The sequence below is a fragment of the [Clostridium] cellulosi genome (genome assembly GCF_036762875.1).
Classification (GTDB): Bacteria; Bacillota; Clostridia; order Oscillospirales; family Ethanoligenentaceae; genus Ruminiclostridium_D; species Ruminiclostridium_D cellulosi.
This window is the reverse complement of the sequence record NZ_JBAIZF010000024.1, coordinates 81,426-106,054: the sequence shown is the minus strand read 5'-3', so window position 1 is coordinate 106,054 and position 24,629 is coordinate 81,426. Positions and strand designations below refer to the sequence as shown.

26 protein-coding genes and 1 pseudogene are annotated in these 24,629 nt (G+C 42.4%); 15 read left to right on the top strand and 12 right to left on the bottom strand.

Going from position 1 to position 24,629, the window contains the following annotated elements; genetic code table 11:
• Positions 1–2 precede the first annotated feature (2 nt).
• Together ispE and spoIIR are read left to right on the top strand one after the other, a co-directional pair.
• The gene (ispE, locus tag V6C21_RS07360) at positions 3–857 is read left to right on the top strand and encodes a 4-(cytidine 5'-diphospho)-2-C-methyl-D-erythritol kinase (protein WP_479268709.1); all 855 of its coding nucleotides are present in this window, start codon (positions 3–5) and stop codon (positions 855–857) included.
• A 161-nt stretch (positions 858–1,018) separates the two neighbouring features.
• On the top strand, positions 1,019–1,672 hold the full coding sequence (gene spoIIR, locus V6C21_RS07355; RefSeq protein WP_034836954.1) for a stage II sporulation protein R: 654 nt from the start codon (positions 1,019–1,021) through the stop codon (positions 1,670–1,672).
• 22 nt (positions 1,673–1,694) lie between these two features.
• Here the strand turns inward: spoIIR and V6C21_RS07350 are convergent, their stop codons facing one another.
• Complete coding sequence (locus V6C21_RS07350) at positions 1,695–1,976, bottom strand: hypothetical protein (RefSeq protein ID WP_479268699.1); 282 nt, start codon at positions 1,974–1,976, stop codon at positions 1,695–1,697.
• A gap of 222 nt (positions 1,977–2,198) precedes the next feature.
• Between V6C21_RS07350 and V6C21_RS07345 the strand changes: the two genes are divergently transcribed.
• Together V6C21_RS07345 and V6C21_RS07340 are read left to right on the top strand one after the other, a co-directional pair.
• Positions 2,199–2,810, top strand: a complete 612-nt coding sequence (locus tag V6C21_RS07345; protein WP_479268698.1) for a TetR/AcrR family transcriptional regulator — start codon at positions 2,199–2,201, stop codon at positions 2,808–2,810.
• Positions 2,811–3,021: 211 nt separating this feature from the next.
• Entirely contained in the window at positions 3,022–3,807 is a 786-nt protein-coding gene (locus tag V6C21_RS07340; protein WP_479268697.1) for a DUF2935 domain-containing protein, read from the top strand.
• A 121-nt stretch (positions 3,808–3,928) separates the two neighbouring features.
• On the opposite strand, the gene V6C21_RS07335 is transcribed toward V6C21_RS07340, so the two are convergent.
• The 7 genes and pseudogenes from V6C21_RS07335 to V6C21_RS07305 all read right to left on the bottom strand — a co-directional run bounded on the left by V6C21_RS07335 (position 3,929) and on the right by V6C21_RS07305 (position 9,563).
• Positions 3,929–4,123, bottom strand: a complete 195-nt coding sequence (locus V6C21_RS07335) for a DUF1540 domain-containing protein (RefSeq protein ID WP_034836957.1) — start codon at positions 4,121–4,123, stop codon at positions 3,929–3,931.
• A gap of 220 nt (positions 4,124–4,343) precedes the next feature.
• A complete protein-coding gene (locus V6C21_RS07330; RefSeq protein ID WP_479268696.1) occupies positions 4,344–5,336 on the bottom strand; it encodes a M23 family metallopeptidase in 993 nt (330 codons plus the stop codon).
• Positions 5,337–5,490: 154 nt separating this feature from the next.
• Complete coding sequence (locus V6C21_RS07325; protein WP_034836963.1) at positions 5,491–6,003, bottom strand: hypothetical protein; 513 nt, start codon at positions 6,001–6,003, stop codon at positions 5,491–5,493.
• Positions 6,004–6,126: 123 nt separating this feature from the next.
• Positions 6,127–6,593: pseudogene (locus V6C21_RS07320) on the bottom strand (VanZ family protein).
• Between the two features lie 93 nt (positions 6,594–6,686).
• On the bottom strand, positions 6,687–7,124 hold the full coding sequence (locus V6C21_RS07315; protein WP_034836965.1) for a YaiI/YqxD family protein: 438 nt from the start codon (positions 7,122–7,124) through the stop codon (positions 6,687–6,689).
• Positions 7,125–7,302: 178 nt separating this feature from the next.
• Positions 7,303–8,244, bottom strand: coding sequence for a hypothetical protein (locus tag V6C21_RS07310; protein ID WP_045085606.1), 942 nt, complete (start codon positions 8,242–8,244; stop codon positions 7,303–7,305).
• Between the two features lie 92 nt (positions 8,245–8,336).
• Positions 8,337–9,563: a tRNA(Met) cytidine acetate ligase gene (locus V6C21_RS07305; RefSeq protein WP_479268695.1), complete on the bottom strand. Its 1,227-nt coding sequence runs from the start codon at positions 9,561–9,563 to the stop codon at positions 8,337–8,339.
• Between the two features lie 277 nt (positions 9,564–9,840).
• Between V6C21_RS07305 and V6C21_RS07300 the strand changes: the two genes are divergently transcribed.
• Positions 9,841–11,052 (top strand): acetate/propionate family kinase, encoded by a 1,212-nt coding sequence (locus V6C21_RS07300; RefSeq protein ID WP_479268694.1) that lies wholly within the window; start codon positions 9,841–9,843, stop codon positions 11,050–11,052.
• A 159-nt stretch (positions 11,053–11,211) separates the two neighbouring features.
• Here the strand turns inward: V6C21_RS07300 and V6C21_RS07295 are convergent, their stop codons facing one another.
• Entirely contained in the window at positions 11,212–11,430 is a 219-nt protein-coding gene (locus tag V6C21_RS07295) for a DUF378 domain-containing protein (protein ID WP_034836975.1), read from the bottom strand.
• Between the two features lie 599 nt (positions 11,431–12,029).
• On the opposite strand from V6C21_RS07295, the gene V6C21_RS07290 reads away from it, so the two are divergent.
• From V6C21_RS07290 to V6C21_RS07265, 6 genes are all read left to right on the top strand, one after another.
• A complete protein-coding gene (locus tag V6C21_RS07290; RefSeq protein WP_479268693.1) occupies positions 12,030–13,421 on the top strand; it encodes an ATP-binding protein in 1,392 nt (463 codons plus the stop codon).
• Between the two features lie 74 nt (positions 13,422–13,495).
• The gene (locus V6C21_RS07285) at positions 13,496–14,584 is read left to right on the top strand and encodes an AI-2E family transporter (protein WP_479268692.1); all 1,089 of its coding nucleotides are present in this window, start codon (positions 13,496–13,498) and stop codon (positions 14,582–14,584) included.
• Positions 14,585–14,755: 171 nt separating this feature from the next.
• Entirely contained in the window at positions 14,756–15,943 is a 1,188-nt protein-coding gene (locus V6C21_RS07280; protein WP_479268691.1) for an IS256 family transposase, read from the top strand.
• A 136-nt stretch (positions 15,944–16,079) separates the two neighbouring features.
• Complete coding sequence (locus V6C21_RS07275; RefSeq protein WP_479268690.1) at positions 16,080–16,787, top strand: manganese catalase family protein; 708 nt, start codon at positions 16,080–16,082, stop codon at positions 16,785–16,787.
• 224 nt (positions 16,788–17,011) lie between these two features.
• A complete protein-coding gene (locus V6C21_RS07270) occupies positions 17,012–17,212 on the top strand; it encodes a hypothetical protein (RefSeq protein ID WP_034836983.1) in 201 nt (66 codons plus the stop codon).
• A 93-nt stretch (positions 17,213–17,305) separates the two neighbouring features.
• The gene (locus tag V6C21_RS07265; protein WP_479268689.1) at positions 17,306–18,199 is read left to right on the top strand and encodes a radical SAM protein; all 894 of its coding nucleotides are present in this window, start codon (positions 17,306–17,308) and stop codon (positions 18,197–18,199) included.
• Between the two features lie 113 nt (positions 18,200–18,312).
• On the opposite strand, the gene V6C21_RS07260 is transcribed toward V6C21_RS07265, so the two are convergent.
• The 3 genes from V6C21_RS07260 to V6C21_RS07250 form a co-directional block, all read right to left on the bottom strand.
• Positions 18,313–18,471, bottom strand: a complete 159-nt coding sequence (locus tag V6C21_RS07260; RefSeq protein WP_479268688.1) for a hypothetical protein — start codon at positions 18,469–18,471, stop codon at positions 18,313–18,315.
• 53 nt (positions 18,472–18,524) lie between these two features.
• The gene (locus V6C21_RS07255) at positions 18,525–19,772 is read right to left on the bottom strand and encodes a glycosyltransferase family 2 protein (RefSeq protein ID WP_479268687.1); all 1,248 of its coding nucleotides are present in this window, start codon (positions 19,770–19,772) and stop codon (positions 18,525–18,527) included.
• A 173-nt stretch (positions 19,773–19,945) separates the two neighbouring features.
• Positions 19,946–20,743 (bottom strand): histidinol-phosphatase HisJ family protein, encoded by a 798-nt coding sequence (locus tag V6C21_RS07250; RefSeq protein ID WP_034836989.1) that lies wholly within the window; start codon positions 20,741–20,743, stop codon positions 19,946–19,948.
• Between the two features lie 584 nt (positions 20,744–21,327).
• Here V6C21_RS07250 and V6C21_RS07245 point away from each other — a divergent pair.
• The 4 genes from V6C21_RS07245 to V6C21_RS07230 all read left to right on the top strand — a co-directional run bounded on the left by V6C21_RS07245 (position 21,328) and on the right by V6C21_RS07230 (position 24,621).
• On the top strand, positions 21,328–21,597 hold the full coding sequence (locus V6C21_RS07245; RefSeq protein WP_479268686.1) for an ACT domain-containing protein: 270 nt from the start codon (positions 21,328–21,330) through the stop codon (positions 21,595–21,597).
• 74 nt (positions 21,598–21,671) lie between these two features.
• Entirely contained in the window at positions 21,672–23,030 is a 1,359-nt protein-coding gene (locus V6C21_RS07240; protein ID WP_034836994.1) for a PFL family protein, read from the top strand.
• Positions 23,031–23,253: 223 nt separating this feature from the next.
• Positions 23,254–23,565, top strand: coding sequence for a hypothetical protein (locus V6C21_RS07235; protein WP_034836997.1), 312 nt, complete (start codon positions 23,254–23,256; stop codon positions 23,563–23,565).
• Between the two features lie 6 nt (positions 23,566–23,571).
• Positions 23,572–24,621: a V-type ATPase subunit gene (locus V6C21_RS07230; RefSeq protein WP_479268685.1), complete on the top strand. Its 1,050-nt coding sequence runs from the start codon at positions 23,572–23,574 to the stop codon at positions 24,619–24,621.
• Positions 24,622–24,629 lie beyond the last annotated feature (8 nt).

Genomic DNA, 24,629 nt, shown 5'->3' with positions numbered 1-24,629 from the left:
AGATTAATTTTGTCCAGATAAAAGCAAATGCAAAAATAAATCTGACACTTGACATAGTGGGAAGGCGCCCCGACGGCTACCATGAGTTATCTACTATCATGCAATCTGTTGACATTTCTGACACAGTGAGCATCCACCGTGATAGCGTTATATCGGTGGATTGCTCGGACCCGACGCTTTGCGGTAGTGATAACCTGGCTTACCGTGCGGCGGCGCTGTTTTTTGAGGCCGCTGGGATTTCCGAAGGCGCTAAAATAGAGATTCAGAAACAAATTCCGAAGGCAGCCGGACTTGCGGGCGGAAGTGCCGACGCCGCAGCGGTGATTGTAGGGCTTAATGCGCTGTATGAAACAGGTTATGACTTAAAAAAACTATGTGAAATAGGCGTCAAAGCGGGCGCCGACGCGCCGTTCTGCATTGTCGGCGGAACTTTGCTTGCCCGCGGCATAGGTGAAAAACTGTCTGAGGTACCGCCGCTTCCTGATTGCTGCATTGTAGTTGTAAAAAAGGGAGAAAAGGCCTCAACAGGTTCTCTATACGCGCAGTTCGACGAACATGGGGCAAGAAAAAGGCCGGATAATGTTGCTATGCTCAAGGCGCTTGAAGCGAAAGATATCAAAGAAATCGGCCGTTGCCTTTGCAACGTCTTTGAGGAACTTGTTCCAGAAAGCTATACGACAAAACAGCTTATGCTGGAATACGGTGCTGTCGGAAGTGCCCTCAGCGGAAGTGGCCCTTCTGTTTTTGGAATCTTTGAAGATATAGAGAAAGCCAAGAATTGCCATAAAAATTTTGACCAATTTTCAAAAATATGTTCCCCTGCGCGCTCAGGTTGCGATATAATTAAAGTAGTTTAATTGTTAATTATTTGACCATATTTAATAATTTGAATAGCGCATACCATCTAAGGCCGCAAGTAAGACCGTTTTTCAGAAAAAATTTAAATTTATGTATATTACCATAATTTTCCGTCAAAAATCCTTTTGCAGCAAACATAATTGACGGGAGATATGGTCATATGAAATTATTTAAAGTTGAAAAAGCTGTTTTGCTGGGATTAATGATAACGGTCATTGCGGCGTCTCTGTCAAGTTTTTCTGTTTTTGCGAAACAATGCAGCGATATAAGGGGCAAGGTCCTGCGTCTGCATATTATAGCTAATTCCGATAGTAAAGCCGACCAGCAGTTAAAACTCAGTGTACGTGACAGGATTTTACGCGAATCGCAGGAGCTCTTTATTGCTGCCGACAATAAAGAAGAAGCTGAAGAAAACGTCAGAGAGAAACTTCCTGAAATCATAAAAATTGCCCAAGATGAGGTCAAGAGGGAAGGCTTCAATTATAAAGTAAATGCTCAGCTAGTCAACATGTACTTCACAACGAGGAAGTACGATAACATTACACTACCCGCTGGGTATTATGATGCGGTTCGGATAACAATAGGGGAGGCAAAAGGTCATAACTGGTGGTGTGTGCTGTTCCCATCGCTCTGCATACCGGCGTCATCCGAAGAGCAGAAACAGGAAATCAGTGATGTGCTGTCTCCGGACGAGGAAAATATAGTTGAAAACTCGGACAAGCCAGATATCAAAATAAAATTTAAAGTTGTTGAACTTTTCGAGCAGTGCGATGATTTTCTAAAAACATTTCGGGATAATGTTTTCTCGCAGTAATTCTTTGCTAACTAAAGTTTATTTATAAAATGACAGAGTACCTCCTTTGAAGAAGCGGTGTATGAGACAATTTGTCGCATTTTGAATAAAATGTATTAACCGCAGTAAAAGGAGGTACTATTTTATGTGTTGTTGCTTGTGGCCAATTGTGCTGCTGGGCTGCTGCTGTTGCAACAGACGCCGGCGGTTCAGATTGCCCAATTACGGCAGAGACCGTGTATTCAGTGTAACAGGCAGCTATTTCCCGCCGATGAATATTCATCACGGCGATGATCGATGTGCTTCCAGATGTAACTGTCATCATTGCGATTGACAAACTATACCGGCTGCAATTTATTTGCTGCCGGTGAACATAGAATAACGCCGTATATTTTACGGCGTTATACATAATGACTCCGATATCCGCGTAACTATACATATTATTATTTACATTAATATGCTTCTAATCATTTTAAATAAAACTCATAATTAAACATGCCAAATTGACACATTATATAATTGCAAAATTCTTTAACAGGAGTTCGCTATGCAATACCTTAAAGAAAGTGTTAGAAACAATATAATCAATTCGGCAATTGAAGAATTCAGAAAAAATGGTTATAAAGGCGCTTCAATGAGAAAAATAGCGTCAAAAGCGGATATAGTCAGCGGAAATATATATCGATATTTTAAGAACAAAGAAGATCTTTTTGACAGTACAATTGGTTACATTTATGGCGAAGTCAGCCAGGTGATGAAAAGTATTAAAAAAGAAATATCAGACTTTAATTTAACTTCAACTGAACTTAACAGTATTGATGTGCTGAAAAAAATCTGTGAAGGAGTCGCCCGGATATCGTCCAAACACCCATTGGAGCTTTATATTCTTCTTGATAAAAGTGAAGGCACAAAATATGCCGAATGTAAGTCTGAAGTTATTTATATGGTATTTGAAACGCTGCAAAAGGTTTACCTTGTTGAAAGAAGGAAAAAGGGCTTAGAGCTAAAAGACAATTTTATGTTTCAAGTTCTTTCGTCAGCTTTTGTGGATGGCATGTGTCTAATACTTAAGTCAGGAAAAAACGCAGAGGAAATGGAAAGACTGATTTATAAATGGATGATGCTGATGTTCCTCGATATTGACAAAAGACTGCAATAGATAATTTTTAGGGTAAGTCCGGCGATGTCGGGCTTTTTTTATTACAGCCAGAAGCCTTAACGGCTGCTGCAATATATAACAGTTAAAAACGGTTCACAAATTTATTTGTGAGCCGTTTTTTATTTCATTTTGTCCGGTTATTGCTTAATTTTAACCTTTTTTCACTTAAAGCATATGAATAATAAAGAATAATTTGAGTGGGGGAGATATATTGGATTCGTTGGTATTCGAATATAATTTCTGGCTGCAGATTTTAGGCGACCATGCGAGATTTATTTATTTTTCTCTGGCACCCAGCGAGACCGAGCGCATAAATAAAGCGAAACAGTTCATACATACCTTTGACCAGTTGCTGGATGAGTCAAAGGCGGCTGCGCCGACGGATGAATTCAAACAAAAGGTCATCTCGGCGGTACAAGAGCTCCGCGAGTTTAAACTGAGCCTGCTGACATTGACGTTGAAGTCAAGAGTAGTGATACACCTGTCCTCGACCTTCTTTAATCATATGCTCAATGAGCTCGAAGAATTTTTATTGACCCTTTCAAATTTGCAGAACGGTCAGCCCCCGGTATTTCATCCATTGCATTATAATGTTTTGTGGCTTTCCGACGGCATGGGCCACGCGGCGGCGGTTTCGGCCAGCCTTGACGAGATTGAAAATAATAAGATAGAAGAAAGCAAGGCTTATGAAAAGACATTTACAAATCTGTATTTAAAATCAATCGAAATGAGCGGCTTTACACGGACAAAACTTATGAATTTCCCGTCGTTGCAGATGCTGAACCGTCAGGCTTACTTTGAAATGATCGGGTTTAAGGATTTTCTGATTGAAATAAGAAACGCCAGAACGAACGCAACGCTTCTCGGAACGTTAATGCCACTTATGGCAGACCATATGGCGAGGGAAGAGTGTTACTACCTCACAAAACTTGCTTTGTCCGACGGCAGCTTAGAGATGCCGGACTGCAACCCAGCGCGGGCGCGGGTTGATGTGTAATAATCTCAAACAAATGCCTTCCTTTCCGCTTCATAATAAGTTTTTATGCAACATTATACAGGCGCAAAAAGCACAGCATAAATGAAAAAGCTGCGGGGAATCCCCGCAGCTTTTATTAAATTTATGATTCGGGTTTCTGCTCAAAGGTTGCACACAATGTTTCATGTTTAGAAGAAGCGTGCATAGGGCCGACTTTTATTTTTTCAGCATAGCAGTTGCGTTTTTCATCGTTGTAGACACAGTTTGTGACATCACATTCAATGCCAGGTATATATTCAATTTTCTTTGTTTTTTTATCTGAATATTCTGTGCTCATCTTTTTATCATCTCCTTCAATATTATTATTGCCGCTTAAAAATCAATAATAATGACGAAGGAGACATAAAAATCAACCACAAAAGTAAATGTAATTAAGACTACAACATAATGCATATTATTGACGTAATCATATCTGTCACTCCGATTTCTGTTTTTTTATTGATATCACAAGTTAAATCGGAGCTGCAAATAAAAAAGAACAAAAATTTACAAAAATTTTAATAATATAATGACGTGCTGTAGTAATCGCCTGTCTGTGGGTCTTTGCGGACACTTGCTTTGTTTTTAGCGAGTACGTTTACTATGTCATACACGTCTATCCAAATCTGGTTTACGCCTTCCTTCTGCGATTCGTCAAAAATTATCTGCATGCCGAAATGAAGATGCGGCCTTGACATATTGTTTACATTTTCCTTGTTGCTGTAGCCTGTAGCGCCGAGATAGCCGATGACTTCACCCGCTTTTACGAGCATGCCCTGTTTTAGATTTTGGACATAAGGCTTGTCTTTCCGCAAATGGGCGTAATAGTAATACCGCTTGCGGTCAAAGCTTCTGATACCTATTCGCCAGCCGCCGAAGCTGTCCCACCCTATGCATTCGACATAACCGCTTTCAACCGCGATAATCGGGGTCCCAACACTTCCTAAAAGGTCGTTGCCCATGTGTTTGCGCTTATATCCATAGGTTCGTGAATTGCCGAAATCATCATAATGTGAGTAGTAATACCCCTTTGCAATCGGGGAAAAGACCAACATGCCGTATTTTTCTACAAGGTTGTCGCTGCCTACTGGGGACACTGTTTTATACTCCCCGAGAAAACCGCTGAGCACTGCGCTATAGGCCTCGTGATAGAAATTATAGTATTTGTTGTTGTGTGTTATTTCCTCGGCGCTTTCACCGCGCTGGAGTTTTTCGACGACAGTGTCCATATCCTTAGGTTTATATCTTTCCCACCTGCCGTAATAATTAGCAGCGAGGATTGAAAGCACCTCAATCCAATCAACTTCTTTATCTGTTCCGTGGTATTTTATATCTATATTCATTGCTTTAAGCATTGCTTTATCAGGTACGTCAAATGTCATCCATTTTATATAATCCTTTTTCGCGTCACTTTTATTTTCGATATCGGCTCCGACAGCGGAATAAGAAAATAAAATAGACGCGCATAAAGTAAATATTATGAATATCTTAAATTTGGGTTTGATTTTCATTAAAACACGTCTCCTTTTCAGGTATTGTGTCTCATCAATTATTTTCCTAAGAAATTAATCTTTAATTCGAGGTAATATAATAGCGCAATGCCAAAAAAATAAAAAAGGCGGTTCATAATTGAACCGCCTTGAGGGGTATATTGCCGCAGAAGATTTACTGATTTTCAGTTTTTTCTTTATATAACTGATATGCCTTTTCAATATCGATCAGGCCCAATTTGTACGCTTCTTCAAGCGTATAGACGCTTTCGTCACTGATGATATAAAGCCCTGTATTTTCCGGCCTGAAGCGATAAGGGCTTTCGAAGGTGAATCCTCCAATGACCTCACTCTGGCTGATATTGTCGTACGACACAAGAGTTGGCTGGAGCCTGTAAAACCTGTAGCCGTTTACGTTTCCATAGTATTGATATATGTTGTTGTCTATTCCGATAGGTAAATCTTCTCCGTAGAAATTCTTGCAGTACCTAATAAATGTATTTTTGTCGTCGTCTAAAAAGTTGATTTTGCTCGGCAGGTCGGTTACATCTGTTTTGCTAGTAGAAATAGTAAGCGCGTCACAGTCGAGTGCATTAAAGATTGTTTCAAAGTTAATCATAATCACTGTCATAACAGCCAAAGCGAAGATAATCTTTAAAAGTTTGAAACCGTACCTTTTTATTCTCATAATACACCTGCTTTTAAATAATATTAAAAGCACAATATTAGAAGTCTTATTTATGATTCCACTAACCGTTTAGTTTAACTTAAAATGTTTAAAATTTCAACCACTAAGTTATGGATAGATTGGTTATGTTAACATGCGCCTTCTAAAGAGTTTGAATATTATCACAGCGAAGGAAACAACGAATATTATAATCAATGCAGCATAGAACCCGATTGAGTCAAGAAGCACGTCGGTGACAGCGGCTGTGCGTTCTGACACCAGAAACTGCTGGATTACCATTTCGTCAATAGCCGCTGTCGAAACGCCAAGCGCAGCCGGCACAAAACGCAAAAATTTCTTTTGTGCCAATGGATTATGCTTGCGGTACAAATGATTCCAAATATAAAGTATTCAGTGAAATGTGCAAGTTTCCGTATAAAAATCTCGCTTGTAACTTTTTCCTTGCAGAAAGGCGCAAAGATGTCAAAAATGGCTTGATTGAACTTAATCCCGAATTTATTAAGAATACGTTCGACAATCTCCAATACCTTATGTGACTGAGCATATGACTGTGCACCGGACTGCAAGGAAAACCAGAAAATCAAGACCATCCAGCATAACATGAGCAGCGTTAGCGCTATGCCTAAAGTATCACGTTTTTTCTTAATAGCAAATCCTCCTGTTGTGGCGCGGCAGCGCGCGTTTTATGAGTTTTCTTCCAATAGCTTTATAAATGCAGTTTTAAATTTTTGATTATCGCTCTGCGTTCTCCGAGGAGGATTAGCTGTCCTGCCGCCGCTGCGGCGTATTTTTTGAGATATATGCCGCTGTTCAAGCAGGATACCGATGTTGTCGGACGTAAAAATAAGCCCGTTCTGGTTAATGGCTGCTGCGCCTACTGCCAGCGCCATTGCTGCGACTCCGAAATCCTGAGTTACGACGATATCGCCTGCCTTAGCCCTTGCGATAAGCGCAAAATCAGCAGAATCCCGGGCCTTGTCCACTACATATACAGAGGAATAGCCGTCGTTTATTTCATGGCTGGTATCTGTGAACATCAAAACGGGCAGGTTCCGCGCTTTTGCCTCGTGGATGATTATATCTTTGACGGGGCAGGCGTCGGCGTCTACTAAAATTTTCAAATATATCCTCCATCAGATTATATTATATTCAAATCGAAAAAATGCGGGGATTTTGTAACTAATCGTATAAATATCAATAGGCAACTTGCAATTCTGACTGCACCTTTCTGCCCGCATTTTGCAAGCAGCAGGCTGTTTTAAGACCTGCTCGTAAAGGAGCCAGCCTGCCTGAAATAATTTACTTTTCAATATATAACTTGACCAATGTGTCGAGAGTAACCTCATCGTTTGGAGCGGGGCACTCGACATTGTCGATAAGCGTCCATTCTTCACTATGGAAGGCTGTTCCTCCCGGTGTGATATCGACTAATTCGCCCAGTGTCTCCATCTCAAGTATCTGGTTGTTGGTAAAGGTTTCAAAAGACACGCCGTTGTCGGGATAATTACCACTTTGATTGTGGTTATAGCGCTTTAAGAACATACCGTTGTTGACAAAATAGGCCGCCCATCCGCGGTTGTTGTTAATGCCGAACTTAAAGGCGCTGGAGACAGAGGTATCCTGCCGCATTGTGATATACTTCTTGCCCCAGTATATGCGATCGTCCGACATATCACTGTAGGGCCACAGGGACAGCACGCGGTTTGCCAGAAGCCCTGTGTTGTTGATAGGTTCCGGGATAACCTCCATGCCGCCGCGGCGCATAACGGTGATAGCCCAGGGCGCTCTTTTGATGGTGCTGCCGCCAACGTTTGTAATAAAGTGGTTTACCGTTGCCTGCGGTTTATCTTCCGACATTATGAACTGGATGCGGTACTGTACGTCGTTGACGCGCTGCGCCGGCGGAATCAGCTCGACGCCGCCGTCAATAATATTGTAATTTACAGGCTCATTGTCAGGATAATAGGTCATGGGCATATCCTCCGGACTGAGCCATAAGCGGTGACCGCCGTAGATGAACCATTTTGAGCCCTTTCCGAAAACAGCTTCAAGCGGTTCGCCGCAGGTGCAGCTTTCCCTGTCTATATCTTCATGGAAGAAGTTTTCTCCTCCGACAAAAGCAAATTTCAGTATGCGCGGTCCAACGTCAAGAGTGACAACGGCTTCGATTTTGCCGTTTGTTATTCTCAAGCATTTTCCGAAATTCTTATATTCAATCTGTTCAGCCTTTATTTTTGACATCTTATCACTCCTGATATTAATGGGTTTTGGAACATATTATTTCTCTCGGAAATCTCAAACTTAAAATATTGTACTCGTTTTAGCTGAACAATTCAACTGCTTAGATTGATGGCCGTAAATTTTTGCTCAAAACCGCAGGGCTGTATTTTGGGAACGCAGAGCATATAAAGGTCGGTTGCTTTGCACTCAAGGTCGTAAAAGCGGCGGGCTTCTGGCGACAGCTTAGCCGCGTCAGCGAAACGGCTGATTATCGGCAGAGCAGCGGACTTTTTCGCCGCTTTGAGCAGTTCCCGCCCCCTGCTGTTAAAGCCGAGTACGCGGATATAAGGCGGGCCGGAGCGGGTATAGGACGAATCGATGTCGAGAAAGGCGCGCAATACTATGCGCCGTATCCGGGCGAGGGTATAGCGCTTTGACTTGATTGCGAAATAGAGTTCATTGAGCGAGCAAGCCATCCGCGACGCTTTATAAATACGGTTTTCGAGCCCCTCGGAAACGTCCGTAATGCGTATAAAATCGTCTGCGCTCATAGTCCTGAGCTTGGCGAGTATGAGCGGTTCGGCCAAAGGCACCTGAAACGGCGCCCGCAAATTTGCTATTTCCTCGGCAAGCACCATAAAGGCGCGGGACGGCATATATTTTTTAGCACGCCAAACATTGCCCGCAGTGATGATTGAGCGAAGCGCAGACGCCGACGATATCGGGGTGTCGCCGTACAGCGACGGCGCGCCGTCGTGACGGGCTCCCATGCGTTTTACTGCAAACGGGGTAATGGAAGAATCAAGGTTTTTGAGCGCTTTTATATATTCGACTGCCAGCGTATCGTTGGGATTGTCAAGGACTGCGGCGATGTCGTTTCTTGGGACATTAGCCCGGGCGAGGACATTGGCCCTTGCCTTCGGATATGATACGCCGCGCTTGAGCTCGTCGGAGAGTTCCCCAGCGGTGTCTGCTTCATTGAGCTTTTCGGCGCAATGCTTGAGAAGCTCGATATCCCCGCACTCGCTGCCGAAACAAAGGCTGTCGACGCAGCCGAGCGCATTGAGTATCCCTGCCGCGCCATAAGCGAATTTTTCCGCGCTGGAAACAGCGAACGGCGTCGGAAGCTCCAGCACGAGGTCGGCGCCGCAGAGAAGAGCCGCCCGGGCCCTCGCCGATTTGAGCATTAAGGCTGGTTCCCCTCGCTGGGTAAAGTTTCCGCTCATCACCACAGCTATATGTGAAAACCCTGCCTCGCGCACCTTTTTTATAAGCAGTTCATGCCCGTTGTGAAACGGATTGAACTCAGCTATAATGCCTGCTGTTTTTATACCGTTCATATTAAGCTCCTGAAATTTTATTAATCTGCAAATGGTATATCTTCAAAAACCTAAGCATATAAATCTTTTTTATTGAAAAATACTGTTCTTGAATATATAATAATACATGGCATCTTAAAAAATCAATTTATCAAGGCGTGTTTGAAAAATGCGTGCGTCAACGCACGTTCAAGAGGATAAGTTCCTCGAAGAAAAATTACAGGTTTAATTTAATGCCCAATATGCACATATCGGCATTTTTATTTTCAGACTGCGCCAAATTCAAGGAGGAAACTTAATGAACATTCTGGTTATTAACGCTGGCAGTTCATCACTTAAATATCAGCTCATTGATATTGATAACAAAAATGTGCTGGCAAAGGGAAACTGCGAGCGCATAGGCATTGACGGCAAATTTAAGCACAAGACTTTCGATGGAAGAAAAATTGAAAAAGAAATGACGCTCAACGACCATAAAACTGCGTTCCAGACAGTTATATCGGCGATTACCGAGGGCGATGCCGCAGTTATAGGAAGCGTAAAGGAAATTGACGCTGTCGGACACCGTATAGTCAACGGCGGCGACCGTTTTTCAAAATCTGTTCTTGTCACAGATCAGGTATTAAAAGACTTTGAAGAAGTTATAAATTTTGCTCCGCTTCACAATCCTCCCACAATGACTGGCATTAAGGCCTGCCTTGAGATACTCGGCAAGGATGTTCCAAATGTTCTTGTATTTGATACTGCTTTCCATCAGACAATGCCGCCGAAGGCATATATTTTCGGCGTACCTTATGAGTATTATGAGAAATATAAGCTCCGCCGCTACGGTGCCCACGGTACATCACACCGTTATGTCAGCCTCCGCGTTGCTGAATTAATGGGCAAAAAGCCAGAAGAGCTTAAAGTTGTAACCTGCCACCTCGGCAACGGCTCATCCATTTCCGCTGTTGACGGCGGCAAATGCATTGATACAAGCATGGGCTTTACACCGCTCGGCGGTATTATAATGGGTACACGCAGCGGTGACCTTGACCCGTCCGTTGTAACATTTATTATGGAAAAAGAAGGCCTTTCGCCGAGAGAGATGGAGCGAATCCTCAACAAGGAATCCGGCTTTATCGGTATCTCAGGAATATCCAGTGACGACCGCGACCTTGAAGAGGCAACCGCAAAGGGCATTGAGAGATCAATAATTGCCCAGGATGCCCAGCGCTATCAGATTAAAAAGTATATCGGCGCTTATTCCGCGGCAATGGGCGGTATTGACGCTCTTGTATTTACCGGCGGTATCGGTGAAAACTCCTGCCTGCTGAGAGAAGCCGTATGCTCCAATATGGAATACCTCGGCATAAAGATAGACAAAGACCTCAACAACAGCACTATACGCGGCAAAGAGGGCGACATTTCGACTCCTGACGCAAAGGTAAGAACATATGTAATTCCGACAAACGAGGAATACATGATTGCTCTCGACACCAAGAATATTGTTGAATCACTCAAAAAATAAAATAGCGAAAATCAAGAACTGTATTCAAAGCCAGCCGACGAAGAAAGGGAGGAATAATCACTCCTTCCGGATGATTTCATAAAACAAGGGGCTGTACCTGACGCCGATAATTCAGCGTTTCGGTACAGCCCCTTATTTTTGCATGTGCCGATGTCATTATCAGTGAATTTCGTTTTTTGATTCGACGACTTCTCGGTCACGGAATAGAAGGGATATGCACCAAAGACCGGCGATGGCAACAAGCGTATAGACTATTCGGGAAACAGCACTGTATTGTCCGCCGAAGGCCCACGCGACGAAGTCAAATTTAAAAATACCGATGGAGCCCCAGTCCAATGCACCAATAATGACAAGTATAAGTGCTATGCGGTCTAGCATAGAATCAACTCCTAACAATATAATGCTGAAGGCAGTCTGCGTGTGTGTCAAGGTTTCAGAGCGTTGTGTCCACGGATTAGCTTTATCGAGCGTGGACAACTGCTCAAAATAAAGTATTCCGCGATACGCTGATATTATTTGCAGAAATGAAATTTTTATGCGAATTTATAAAGCATAATATCATTATGCTTTTTCAAATATCACTGCATATTCTTAATTCAATAAAAAGAAATAGTTTTAGATATCGCATTAAATAATCATTATTTTTTATATTCTATTAAGACAATAAAAAATATATATTTTATCGACTGCAAACTATAATTTGTATATTTAAACCATTTAGCCGGTTTTGCCCTGGTTTTGTGGGCAAAAATGGGGCTTTACAAGGTATTTCCGAAAATATAATTTGCCCAACCTAATGACCGTTTATACATAAAAACAGCGCAAAATGAAGGAAAGTTAGCTGATGTGAGCTGGGGTTTGCGGTATAAATATTAGCATGTTTATTGACTGTATTCGACAAATATGCTATAAATGTATAAAGTGCGTTGCTATCAATAAAACTCTAAATTTCGTCAGCATTACAATGGAGGCTGTTTATGAATCCAGTTTATGCGCTCCAAAAGATCAATACATGGTGGAAAACAGGAGAAGTTGACGCAACACTTTTACACAAACGCATAAGAAGCGAATTTATGGATGTGCTTAAAAGCATCGGTGACAAACGGATTACCAATATTGTCGGCCCATACGGAGTCGGCAAAACGTCACTACTATATTGCACAATAAATCATCTTTTAAAGTCGAATATACCGCCGGAGCGCATTGTTTATTTCAGCGGTGACGAGATGATTCTTTTTGGGGAACATCGTTCAATCGGCAGCCTACTCGAGATATATGCGACCGAAATACTTCACGAGAATCTATTCGCATTTCGTGAGCCTGTTTATATCTTTATTGACGACATAGAATTTATTGAAGATTGGCAGATTTACCTTTTAAACTACCTTGACAAAACAGTAAATATAAAATTTTTTATTGCGCAGACGCATACGCCGTTTAGTGAGCTTGACGAGAAGAATGAATATAAGATTATAGTCATGCCGCTTAACCTGCCGCAGTATTCGGAGTTTTATTTTGCATATAAGCTTCACGACCTCGACCTTGTCAGATATAAGAGTCTGATGCCGGAACCTTCGGTCTTTGCTGACCCGGTGGCATTTTTTGAGGAGCTTTATGCTAATATTTATGCACTAAGGGATTTCAAGCCATATAAGTCCCAGATTGTAAGTGATTATCTGCTGAGCGGCGGCTATCCCGCATATTTTTCTTCGAATGATATAACGCGCTGGCAGGCGCAACTGCTGAACATAACGGACTGCTCGCTGTATCGCGACATTGGAGCTTTCAATAATATTAAGTCCCCGCAGAAGCTGAAAAAACTGTTATACATTATTGCCGAGCAGGGGAGAACAGAGCAATCATTCGGGAAAATTGGACGTTCCCTCTATGTTGATACTTCAACCATAATAGGGTATATTTCAAACCTTTCCGAAGGCGGTTTTGCGGGAGTTCAGGACAACTTCTCGCCGGAATCCGGCGTTGAAGGGCGCATTGTCCGCAAAAATAAGCGGTTTTATATCTACGACACAGGCATTGCGAATGCAATCAGGTGCAACACGTCAATTGCCGAAAACTTTAATGACCATGTTACAAACGCATTTCTTTATATGGCAAAAAGATATGCTATGGGTGTTGACGGGAATGTGTATTTTTGGAAAAATGGAATCCGCGAGGTTGACATAGTTTTGTATGAAAAAGGCAAAATCCTGCCGGTTTCAGTCTGCTGCCAGAAAGAAAACCTTGAACGAACGATAAAGAGTACAAGGGCTTTCATGCGCAACTATGGGGTTAAAACTGCTATAATCATTACAAGGGATTTGATTAAGAGCGATAGGGGGATAATCTTTCTTCCATACTGGATGTTTTGATTATTCGGTTTAAAACAACTTAAATTTAATATATAATAGTACATATAACATTATTAACTGCGGAAGGAAGTTTTATGGAGAATATTTTAACTTACTTAAAAAAACCTATCGTGAAAAGGCTGTTTATCCTCGCACTTATCGGGTTTGCACTTTACTTAATGCGCGGTATGATTACATTATTTTTGCTTACATTTATCTTTATTTATCTTACCAATGCCGCACAGAAATTTATTTACATCCGCGTTCACAGGTTTATCCCCATAAAACGTTCGTATATTATCGCGTTTATATATCTTTTAGTTGCCGCTCTTCTGGTTCTGATAGCCTGTATCTATATTCCGCAGATAATTTCACAGATGGTTGAGCTAACAAAGATTATTTCAAATTCGGTAACGAAGATGATGAATGAAAAAACGACCGGCAATGACATGTTGGACAACGCCCTTGCCCTGGTTAAAAATATTGACCTGCAGAAATATGTTGAAAAGGGCGGCAATGCCCTGGTGGCATTTATAGGCAATGTTGGTTCCCTCGGTTTTGATATTTTTATGGCGTTGATTCTAAGCCTGTTTTTCATGCTTCAAAAAAGCCGCGTTTATTCATTCATAGTCAAGTTTAAGAATAGCAAGATATCATGGCTTTATGAAGAATTAAAATATTTCGGCCTTAAGTTTACCAATACTTTCGGCAAAGTGCTTCAAACCCAGATATTGATTTCATTTATAAACAGCATACTTTCTATTATTTTGCTTTCATTTTTCCACTTCCCGAGCATTCTGGGCCTCGGAGTAATGATATTCATCCTTGGTATCATACCTGTTGCGGGAGTGTTTATATCACTTGTTCCTCTCTCAATTATTGCTTATTCAATCGGCGGCTGGAAACTGATAATTTATGTTTTAGTCATGATTGCGATTCTGCACGCAATTGAAGCCTATATCTTAAATCCGAAGCTCATGTCAGAGAAAGTCAATCTGCCGATATTCTTCACATTCCTAATCATTACGATTTCAGGGCATTTCTTTGGCGCTTGGGGCATGCTTGTGGGAATTCCGGTATTTATGTTTATTCTTGATATCCTTGGTGTTGATGTTAATGAAGTCAAAAAGTCGTTCCGAGACAAGATAAAACCGGCAAAAGAGCTGAATGAAAAGCAGTCTTAGGGTTCATTTAGGATTACAAAAGCCTGTATCTGAAATTACAGATACAGGCTTTTTTGTGCGCCGTTATCGATAGAGTACAATAAAGTTCGCAATTTCGAGAAGGTATAGAAAAGCCATTGGGACTCCTTTAAAATGAATGGTGTCAAGACATTCAAAAAGGAGTTGGTCCCAATGACTCAAGGAAAGAATAACACAGATCTTACGGAATTGCTACTGAAATGTATGGCGGAGCCCGACCCGATGCTCAGTATGCTGGAATGGCTCTGCGCTCAACTGATGGAGGCGGAGGTTTCCGGCCTTGTGGGGGCGGAAAAGAATGCGCACAATCCGTCTCGAAGTGACTACCGCTGCGGATATCGTCCCCGGAGGCTGGATACTCGCGTAGGGACGATGTATCTCATGGTGCCAAAGCTGCACAGCCATGGATATATCCCGTTCTTTGTCACTGAACGCAAACGCAGCGAGGCGGCGCTGGTACAGGTTATTCAGGAGGCATTCGTGCAGGGCGTGTCCACACGGAAGATGGAAAAGTTGGCTCACAGTCTGGGGATAGAGAACCTCTCCCGCAGTCAGGTCAGTGAGATGACAAAAGGGCTCAATGAACAGGTACAGGAATTTCGCAACCGTTCTCTGACGGATACTCGTTATCCTGTCATTTGGACGGATGCCCTGTACGAAAAAGTCCGTATGGATGGCCGTGTCGTCAGCATGGCGGTGATGGTTGTCTGCGGCGTCAACGAGCAAGGGCACAGGGACATTCTCGCCGTGGAGCCGATGCTGGACGAATCCAAAGAGAGCTATTCCCAGTTGTTTCAAAGTCTTTTGGATCGCGGCTTGAAAACACCGCTGCTGGTGGTTTCCGGTGCGAACAAAGGGCTGATTGCCGCCATCCGAGAAAGTTTTCCCGGCGCATCCTGGCAACGCTGCAAAGTGCATTTCATGCGAAATATTCTGGCCCATATACCGCAGAAAGAAAAAGAATCCTTTGCGGTCCAACTGAAAGAAATCTGGCTGGCGCCTTCCGTCCAATTAGCGCGACAGCGCGCAAAACAGTTGTCGGAGCAATATGGGAAGCGGTTTCCCAAAGCAATCGAGCTTCTGGAAGACGGGCTGGAGGACTCACTGGCTTTCTATGCATTCCCCGAGCTTGATGCCCGTAAAATCTCATCGACCAATATGCTGGAACGGCTGAACAAGGAAATCCGGCGCAGAACTAACGTCGTCGGGATATTCCCAAACAAAGATTCCTATCTGCGGTTGGTTACAACATATCTCATGGAATACGCTGAAGACTGGTCCGTTTCCAGAGCATATTTGAATCCCAAATCGATTCAGACACTTCTGCTAAGCGCAGCTTAATTCATTTCGTGGAGTCCCCAAATTGCGAACTTCTCTTGACATAGCCCCGTTATCACAAATCAATGGTGAAAAGAAATATATTTTGGCTTTGCGGGAAAATAATAATGGGGAAAAGTAATCGTTAGGAGGAAAAGATATGTTTAAACATGAAAAGCAGCTATTAAAAGACGTCAGAGTAGACGGCCCGAATCCGAATTATGCTAATATGCTGCAGGAGCAGATTGGCGGTCCCCAGGGCGAACTTAAAGCCGCACTTCAGTATTTGTCACAGAGTTTTCGTATAAAAGATCCGGCAATAAAGGATATGTTTCTTGATATAGCCGCCGAGGAATTAGGCCATTTCGAGATAGTCTGCACACTTGTAAACATTCTCAACGGACACTATCCCGATGCCCAGCACACAAATGCTGGCTCGGTTGAGGCTTCAGTCCTGTCAGGGCTGACCCCTATGCTTGCGAACGCCTCGGGGTATAATTTTACGAGTTCGTATATCAATGAAACCGGCGACCTTGCCGCAGATATCTTGTCAGATATTGCTGCAGAACAGAGGGCTAAGGTTGTCTATGAATACCTTTACCGCCAGATTCCAGACACCGGCGTGAGGGAAGCGATTGACTTTTTGCTCAACAGGGAAGAAGCACACAATACGCTTTTTCGACAGGCATTTAACACGCTTGAAGAAACTGGCTCCCTTGCGGACTGGGGCAAAACCTTTAACTCAAAGGAATATCTCGATTTGTCGACTCCAGGAAGGTTCTATGACGCCAAAAATCTTCAAAATCCGAAGCCGCCGAAGTTCAACATTCCTAACCGGCCGCAGCAAGGTCAGGGTGTGCTTCATTGATTAAGGATCAAAAAGTTGCTCATATGAGAAGTTTCGCACGCCGACCCCTATAAAATAAATGTTTCGCAGCCCAGATTATTTTGCTACAAATGGCAGTTTAACTCATAAGGCTTTATGGGAAAATAATAAAGAAGCTGTTTACTCCACAGTAAACAGCTTCTTTGCCACATAATCGAGGATAAAAGTGGAAATTATATTGTTAAAATAGATCGGGAGGTGATTTAATGGATAAGGGACTTGTTCCGGATAAAATAATGCAGATTCATGAAATGCTAAACGAAAAAACCATTGCTATGACGGCCTCAAAACAGATGGAAAGCGCCATACTCGGGCGTGAGTATCTTTCCGGGAAAGGTACAGCGGGTATTCAAAGTTTTCTGAACGACGTGCCAATTCTGGGCTGTGAGGCAAACGGTAGCGACTAAGTTTACTGGGCTCCACAACGCCTTAGGCAGACAAACAGAGCTGTTTGTTGTATAATATGGTGAGTAAATTACAAGACGAAAGAAGAATGTTCAATGCTCACCGTCAATGCCTGCAATTTGTGCCCGAGGCTCTGTGGTGTTGACAGGGCTGTAAAGCTTGGCTATTGCGGATGTTCAGATAAAGTTAAAGTGGCGCGGGCGGCACTGCACTTTTGGGAAGAGCCATGTATCAGCGGCACAAACGGCAGTGGCACCGTTTTTTTCAGCGGCTGCACACTGCGGTGCTGTTATTGCCAGAACTATGAAATCAGCAGCAAATGTTTTGGAAAGGAGATATCAGTCTTAAGGCTTGCCGAAATATTTTTGGAACTTCAGGCAAAGGGTGCCCACAACATCAACCTTGTAACTGGGACCCAGTACATTCCTCAAATCCTCTTAGCCCTTGACAAGGTCCGCAGCTCACTTAAAATTCCGGTCGTTTATAACTGCGGCGGATATGAGAGAATCGAAACCGTCAAAGCGCTGAAAGGCTATGTAGACATTTTCCTGCCGGATTTGAAATACTTCAGCAGCGAGCTGTCAAGGAAATATTCAGGGGTGGCAGATTATTTTGAGGTAGCGTCAAAGGCTGTAGCGCAGATGATTGAGCAAACCGGCGGACTGGAATTTGACCGGCAGGGGATCATGCAAAAGGGCGTTATTATACGTCATCTTGTGATACCCGGAGCGCGAAAAGACTCTATAAAGATTTTAAATTGGATAAACGACAATCTGCCTAAGGGAAAGTTCCTGCTCAGCCTCATGAGCCAGTATACCCCGATAAAGCCAGCCTCGAAGTATAGGGAGCTTGGGCGCAGGATCACGTCCCTTGAATATAATTCGGTAGTTGATGAGGCAATAAGACTCGGCCTTACGGACGGATTTATGCAGGAGAAAAGCAGCGCTAAGGAAGAATATACTCCGCCGTTTGACCTCGAGGGCGTCTAACTTAATTCTTGCTTTATACAAAATATAACGTAGGGGCGGGATGTATAATAATGTAATTTTATATATAAAGGTTGACATAATGTCTGTTTTGTCATATACTTAAAATAGTACCCTTAAAACAGTGAACCGTGAGGACGTATTTTGATTCTGACACCGTCAGGTATGCCTGTTGACTTATTTACCCCCAAGATATCCCCTGCCGCAGAAAACTTATCTGCGGCAGGGGATATTTTTTTGCCATTTGCAGTTAACGGTTTGTTGTGTGAAACCAAAAGAAAAACGGCAGGCTCAAAACTTTGAACCGGCCGTTTGTTTATTTTATTTGCTACACTTTTGATTTTGATTCTATATCGGTGATGCTTATATTCCTCATGTGAATAATAGGCTTCCATTCGACCTTCTTCTTGAAAAGGCACATGACATAGATTGCTACCCAAAGTATATTGAAAATCGGGTATGCCAGCACTGAAGTTATCATATCTTTTGTCAGTTTGTTCTCTGTAATGAGTGTCAGCAGGCCAATTAACCAGAAACCGATGAATGTGCCGACTCCCAAAAAGAAGAAGTTTATAAGATTGCCCATCGGGTCGAAGATTCTGAAGAACACAAAGAAAAAGCTCATAACTGCAGAAAGCATACCGAAGATCATTGCTGGGAAGGACATGAGATACATAAATAAATCTATTGACACCCAGTCGGGACGGTCAATAACCTTTTTTGAAAGGGGACCGATATACCGCCAAAAGCACTGGATAAGTCCGTTTGTCCAACGCAGACGCTGTCTCATGGACTGGCTGAGTACAACCGGCTGTTCGTCATAAACCTTTGCATCCGGCACCCATCCGACACATCTGCCGGAGAGAACACTTTGAATAGTAAATTCTATATCTTCGGTGCATGTAACGGTATTGTACCCGATTTCTTTGATAAGGTCCGAAGTAACCATAAACCCTGTGCCGTTTATGGTTGCCGAAAGGCCTAAAAGGCTGCGTGCAGAGTTGAAGAACCTGTTTTCCATCCAGTAGAAAAGCGAATGGCCGCCTGCAACCCATGAATCGTATGGATTTTTCATATCGCGATAGCCTTGAGCAACTTCATACCCTGCGTCTATCGCTTTGTTCATTTCGTTAAAGAAATTTCTATCAACAACATTGTCGGCGTCAAAGATACAGAACGCATCATAAATATCGCGTTCTTCAAAAATCTTTTTAAAAGCAAATTGCAGGACAAATCCCTTGCCGACTTTTGCTTTATTAAATCTCTCATAAACGATGGCGCCGGCTTTTTCTGCGATTTTGGCTGTATTGTCTGTGCAGTTGTCGGCCACCACTATGATATCAAACAAATCGCGGGGATAATTCTGTCTTTTTAAGCTTTCAATCAAATTTTCAATGACAGCTTCCTCGTTTCTTGCGGCAATTATCGCTGCAAATCTACGTTTTTTTGTGCTGGGGGCAAATTTTTTGTCTTTATGTAGCCCCGCGAGGGCGATAACAACCTGATAGAGGCAAAATATTGTCGTTAAAAAGTTGAATATAAGCCAAATTTGTATAAAGAAATTATACCATATCATATATTCACCTCATCGCAAATAAAACGAGGATGTTTGCAAGCCACTGTTAATTTTATCATATGTCTTTGAAAAAGTCCATACAAGTCATTGTTAAATATTATATCCCCAACAGTGAAAAATAAATTGTGGCAGCAAGAAAACTGTATCAGTGCGCAAAAGAATTTGCATGGTAGTTAAAATTTGATGAACTCCGGTTTTCGGTTTTTGAAAATACAGCATCTGTCAAACCCGGCCTGCTTTGCAATTTCGATACCTTGCGTCAGGCCGAGGCCTACGTCGCGGGCCCTATGAGCGTCTGAACCCAGCGTGATAAGCTCGCCTCCGAGACTTTTATACAGTTTCAGTAAGAAAAGGTCCGGCAAGGTGGTTCCAATTTTCTGCCGCAGACCGGATGTATTTATTTCAAGTGAAATGCCGCGTTTTATTATTTCCCGAAAAATCTTTTCGAACTCGTCGCCGAAATCTTCTGTTTTTAGGCCGTATCCATACTCGCCGTTTATGTATCTTAATGGATATGTGATATGAGCAAGGACATTGAAATTGCCCCATTCGGTGAGCTTTTTAAGCTCGCCGAGATAATCGGCAAACAGCTTTTTTACATCTATATTGTCATATTTCAAAAAATAGAAATCTTCTGCCCCTGGCATACTATGTATAGAACCTAAAATTACATCATATGGCAGTTCACAGACCATATCTGCCGTCTCAAGATCAACGGTAGCCTGGCCTAATTCAACTCCGGCGCGTACGTCAAGTTGGTGACTGAATATTGAAATTGCTTTTTTGGCTTCAACAAATGATTGTTTATATCCAATGTTGTACCGGTCATGATAAAACTTATCTATTTCGCAATGGTCCGTCAGAGCTATTACTGAAATACGCTTATTAATGGCGCTTTCACAGATTTCTATGATGGAATTTTCGCCGTCGGGTGAGTTGTCGCTGTGTATATGGAAGTCAGTCAGTGTCATAAGGTTCACCTTCCTTCTCAATGTATGATTTTATTAATTCCATATATCACTTCTGCGTGCAGGCCTAAAGCATGGTTTTAAGCGGATGGCACTGACAAACTCTGTCGTAACTTAAAATGTCACAGGATTACCCGGGATACACATGCTTTAAGTAGATATGCACCAGATTTATTTCAGAAAAAAGGCCTCTAAGTTTTTATAGAAATATAATATCACGTCAGCGGCATTTTTACATCACTTTTATATCGTATTTTTTATAAGATTTATTAGTATGGCATAAATTATGGACGGCCGATATGTCAATTTATGTCTAAAGCTGACTGAATTAAATTCAATAAATTGTTTCGAAACTTCAGCGAAAATTATATTGATTATTCTTATTTTAATATTTTTTTGGTGATTTTATAGACAAAACGCTTGCTATTTTTTAAAATTAGGCATAGTATATTAAAATTAGAAGCATCGTTATTTTATTAACGTTTCACAATATGATGTGGTCAGATGTAAACATTGAATATCAAATATAGCGTGCGGCATCCCGCAGTTATGTTTTGAATTTCCGGGCGAAAGGAATGGTCTTAGCAATGAAAGCAGTCATAACCGTAATAGGCAAGGACATGGTTGGTATTCTTGCCCGTGTAAGTAAAATATGCTATGACAACAACATCAACATATCGGATGTCACACAGTCCGTTCTGCAAGATTTGTTTGCAATGATTATGCTTGTTGATATGTCATCTTCAAAAATCAGTTGTGCTGAGCTTTCGGATAAAATGAATGAGCTTGGGAAAAAACTTGGACTCACCATTCATGTCATGCATGAAGACCTTTTTAACAGTATGCACAAGATTTAATTTTCGTTTTAGTATAAATTTTTTCTTTTTCCTTACGATTATTTTAATATGCGGAGCATTTTTGGAGGCCAATAATGTTAAATGTAACCGATATTCTTGAAACAGTCAAAATGATTGACAAGGATAATCTAGATATAAGAACAATCACCATGGGTATTTCTCTTCTTGATTGCTGTGATCCTGATATAGATGCAGCATGCAGGAAGATATACGATAAGATTACGAAAAAAGCGGAGAAGTTGGTCAAAACAGGTGAAGACATAGAAAAGCAGTATGGTATTCCGATAATACATAAACGCATTTCTGTGACGCCAATTTCATTGATAGCCTCTGCGTGTACTTCGCATGATTACGTAAAATTCGCAAAAGCCCTTGACAAGGCTGCAAATGCTGTCGGTGTCAACTTTATCGGCGGTTATACTGCGCTTGTTCACAAGGGCTATGCCGGAGCCGATGAGCACTTCCTCACAACAATTCCTGAGGCATTAACTGAAACGGACCTTGTCTGCTCGTCGGTCAATGTCGCCTCGACGAAAACCGGTATAAACATGGACGCCGTCGCGGCAATGGGCAAAATAATCAAGGAATGCGCAAGTATGACCGCAGACCGCAACTGCATTGCCTGCGCCAAATTGGTCGTGTTTGCCAATGCCCCTGAGGATAACCCCTTTATGGCGGGCGCCTTCCACGGGCCCGGCGAACCGGAATGTGTCATCAACGTCGGCGTTTCAGGGCCGGGTGTAGTTAGGGCTGCGCTTAAAAAAGCAGGCGACTGTGACCTTACGGAAGTTGCCGACATAGTTAAAAAGACTGCTTTCAAAATAACAAGAGCAGGTCAGTTGGTAGCTTTTGAAGCTGCAAAGAGACTGGGCGTTCCTTTCGGCATTGTCGATTTATCGCTCGCGCCGACACCGGCAGTGGGCGACTCTGTCGCTCATATTCTTGAGGAAATGGGCCTTGAGTCCTGCGGAGCATGCGGTACGACTGCTGCCCTTGCGCTTTTAAATGACGCCGTTAAAAAGGGCGGCGTTATGGCGTCGTCTCATGTCGGCGGGCTTTCAGGTGCTTTCATTCCGGTAACGGAAGACGCCGGTATGATACAGGCCGCAAGGCGCGGCTCACTGCGGATTGAGAAGCTTGAGGCCATGACTGCGGTTTGCTCCGTCGGCCTTGATATGATTATTGTTCCGGGCGATATCCCGGCGGAAATAATTTCCGCTATAATAGCTGACGAGGCCTCTATCGGCGTTGTCAACAGCAAAACAACCGCGGTAAGGCTTATTCCTGCAATCGGCAAAAAAGCTGGCGATGAGCTCCAGTTCGGCGGACTTCTCGGCGGCGGCCCTGTTATGGAGGTCAACCGTTATTCTCCGCTCAGGTTTATTTCCCGCGGCGGCAGAATTCCTGCACCGATGCAGAGCTTGAAAAATTAGGTATTCCAGTTTGCTCTGTTGTTTTTATAAGTGTTATTGTAATAATATAAAATAAAGCATATTTTCAAAATCCTGTTATGAATATATCCTTTATTGCGGATGCTTTTTGGTGTTTATCCCAGCCTATGTAAGTTTATTTTACATACCGGTTGAGGCGATAAATAAAACGGCGGAGTCTTTCCCGCAATCCCGCCGCAATATATTTAGGTCAGGAGGGATAGAAGTGCAGGATATAATCAAAAAAATTATCGAGATTGATAAAACTGCCCAGAAGATGACGAATGATGCGCTTGCCTTAAAAGAGCAGATCAAGTCTTCAATTGAGCAGGACAAGAAAGATCTCCGTGACAAATATATCCAGCGTGCGAGAAGAAGAATTGAAGTCACAGCTCAAACTGAAGAAAAGTTTCTCCAGGAAGCGCTTGACGAAATTAAGGCACGTTATGACGGAATATCAACAAAGCTCAAAGAACAATATGAATTGAACCATGAGCGGTGGGCCGAAGAAATATATAAGAGAGTTATTGGCGGGTGATAATTCATGTCTTACAATAAAGGCAGCAAGGCTCTGACAGCTAAGGTTCATGCAATGTATGGGCGCAAGCTTACCCGGCAAAACTACCGCGAACTTGTCCGCAAGCAGTCCGTTAATGAGGTAGCAGCGTATCTGAAACAACAGACTTCATACGGGCCGTTGCTGCGAGAGGTTAATGAAAACTTAATTCACCGCGGCCAGCTTGAAAATATACTGAAGCGTGACCTGTTTAACCAATATATGAAGGTGTTTCATTACGTCTCGAGTGGCGAGATGGAATTTTACAAATTTCTCATTATGAGAATGGAAATTGACGAGATTTTATTCTGTATACGCCTTCTGAATGCGAACCGCGAAGAAGAGTATCTTCTTTCCCTGCCGTCGTTTTTTGCAGATCACGCAAGCTTTGACCTTTATGGGCTTGCCAAAGTCAAGAATTTTGACGGCCTTTTAAAGCTGCTGAAGCAGACTCAGTATTATGATATCCTTAAAAAGTATGACCCATCTGCGGGTGAGAAAATAGATATTATCCGGATTGAGATCGAGTTCAACAAGCTTTATTACAGCAGGATTTTTGAAATTATCGACAGAACATTCAGCGGAAAGGTCGCAGAACAGGTTAAAAACTCCTTTGGTATGATGATCGACCTTTCAAATATCACCAGTATAATAAGGCTCAAAAAGTATTTTGACGCAAAAAGAGATTATATTGAAAAACTGTTGTTGCCGTTTTATTTCAAAGTAAAGCCAAAAGAACTCAGAGCGATTATGGAAGCAAATGACGCCAACGCGGCGTGGTTGGCTGCATGTCAGACTTATTACGGCACCGCGTTTAAAAAATATGACTTTGAGTACATTGAAAAATACTCCCATCAAATTATGTACCATTACCACAAACAGCTTTTGACGTTTACCGATTCAGCGCCAGTGGCTGTTGTGTCATTCCTTCAGTTGGAAGATATAGAAATCAAGAATATCATTCACATCATTGAAGGGATACGCTACGGTTTGGCGCCTTCGGAGATTGAGAAACTGCTTGTCGGTGTGGAAGATTGATAACCAAT

Excerpts from the sequence above, each read along its gene's own strand:
- spoIIR (WP_034836954.1), top strand. The coding sequence starts at position 1,019 with ATGAAATTATTTAAAGTTGAAAAAGCTGTTTTGCTGGGATTAATGATA.
- V6C21_RS07350 (WP_479268699.1), bottom strand. The coding sequence starts at position 1,976 with ATGATGACAGTTACATCTGGAAGCACATCGATCATCGCCGTGATGAAT.
- V6C21_RS07345 (WP_479268698.1), top strand. The coding sequence starts at position 2,199 with ATGCAATACCTTAAAGAAAGTGTTAGAAACAATATAATCAATTCGGCA.
- V6C21_RS07335 (WP_034836957.1), bottom strand. The coding sequence starts at position 4,123 with ATGAGCACAGAATATTCAGATAAAAAAACAAAGAAAATTGAATATATA.
- V6C21_RS07330 (WP_479268696.1), bottom strand. The coding sequence starts at position 5,336 with ATGAAAATCAAACCCAAATTTAAGATATTCATAATATTTACTTTATGC.
- V6C21_RS07325 (WP_034836963.1), bottom strand. The coding sequence starts at position 6,003 with ATGAGAATAAAAAGGTACGGTTTCAAACTTTTAAAGATTATCTTCGCT.
- V6C21_RS07310 (WP_045085606.1), bottom strand. The coding sequence starts at position 8,244 with ATGTCAAAAATAAAGGCTGAACAGATTGAATATAAGAATTTCGGAAAA.
- V6C21_RS07305 (WP_479268695.1), bottom strand. The coding sequence starts at position 9,563 with ATGAACGGTATAAAAACAGCAGGCATTATAGCTGAGTTCAATCCGTTT.
- V6C21_RS07300 (WP_479268694.1), top strand. The coding sequence starts at position 9,841 with ATGAACATTCTGGTTATTAACGCTGGCAGTTCATCACTTAAATATCAG.
- V6C21_RS07295 (WP_034836975.1), bottom strand. The coding sequence starts at position 11,430 with ATGCTAGACCGCATAGCACTTATACTTGTCATTATTGGTGCATTGGAC.
- V6C21_RS07290 (WP_479268693.1), top strand. The coding sequence starts at position 12,030 with ATGAATCCAGTTTATGCGCTCCAAAAGATCAATACATGGTGGAAAACA.
- V6C21_RS07285 (WP_479268692.1), top strand. The coding sequence starts at position 13,496 with ATGGAGAATATTTTAACTTACTTAAAAAAACCTATCGTGAAAAGGCTG.
- V6C21_RS07280 (WP_479268691.1), top strand. The coding sequence starts at position 14,756 with ATGACTCAAGGAAAGAATAACACAGATCTTACGGAATTGCTACTGAAA.
- V6C21_RS07275 (WP_479268690.1), top strand. The coding sequence starts at position 16,080 with ATGTTTAAACATGAAAAGCAGCTATTAAAAGACGTCAGAGTAGACGGC.
- V6C21_RS07270 (WP_034836983.1), top strand. The coding sequence starts at position 17,012 with ATGGATAAGGGACTTGTTCCGGATAAAATAATGCAGATTCATGAAATG.
- V6C21_RS07265 (WP_479268689.1), top strand. The coding sequence starts at position 17,306 with ATGCTCACCGTCAATGCCTGCAATTTGTGCCCGAGGCTCTGTGGTGTT.
- V6C21_RS07255 (WP_479268687.1), bottom strand. The coding sequence starts at position 19,772 with ATGATATGGTATAATTTCTTTATACAAATTTGGCTTATATTCAACTTT.
- V6C21_RS07250 (WP_034836989.1), bottom strand. The coding sequence starts at position 20,743 with ATGACACTGACTGACTTCCATATACACAGCGACAACTCACCCGACGGC.
- V6C21_RS07245 (WP_479268686.1), top strand. The coding sequence starts at position 21,328 with ATGAAAGCAGTCATAACCGTAATAGGCAAGGACATGGTTGGTATTCTT.
- V6C21_RS07240 (WP_034836994.1), top strand. The coding sequence starts at position 21,672 with ATGTTAAATGTAACCGATATTCTTGAAACAGTCAAAATGATTGACAAG.
- V6C21_RS07230 (WP_479268685.1), top strand. The coding sequence starts at position 23,572 with ATGTCTTACAATAAAGGCAGCAAGGCTCTGACAGCTAAGGTTCATGCA.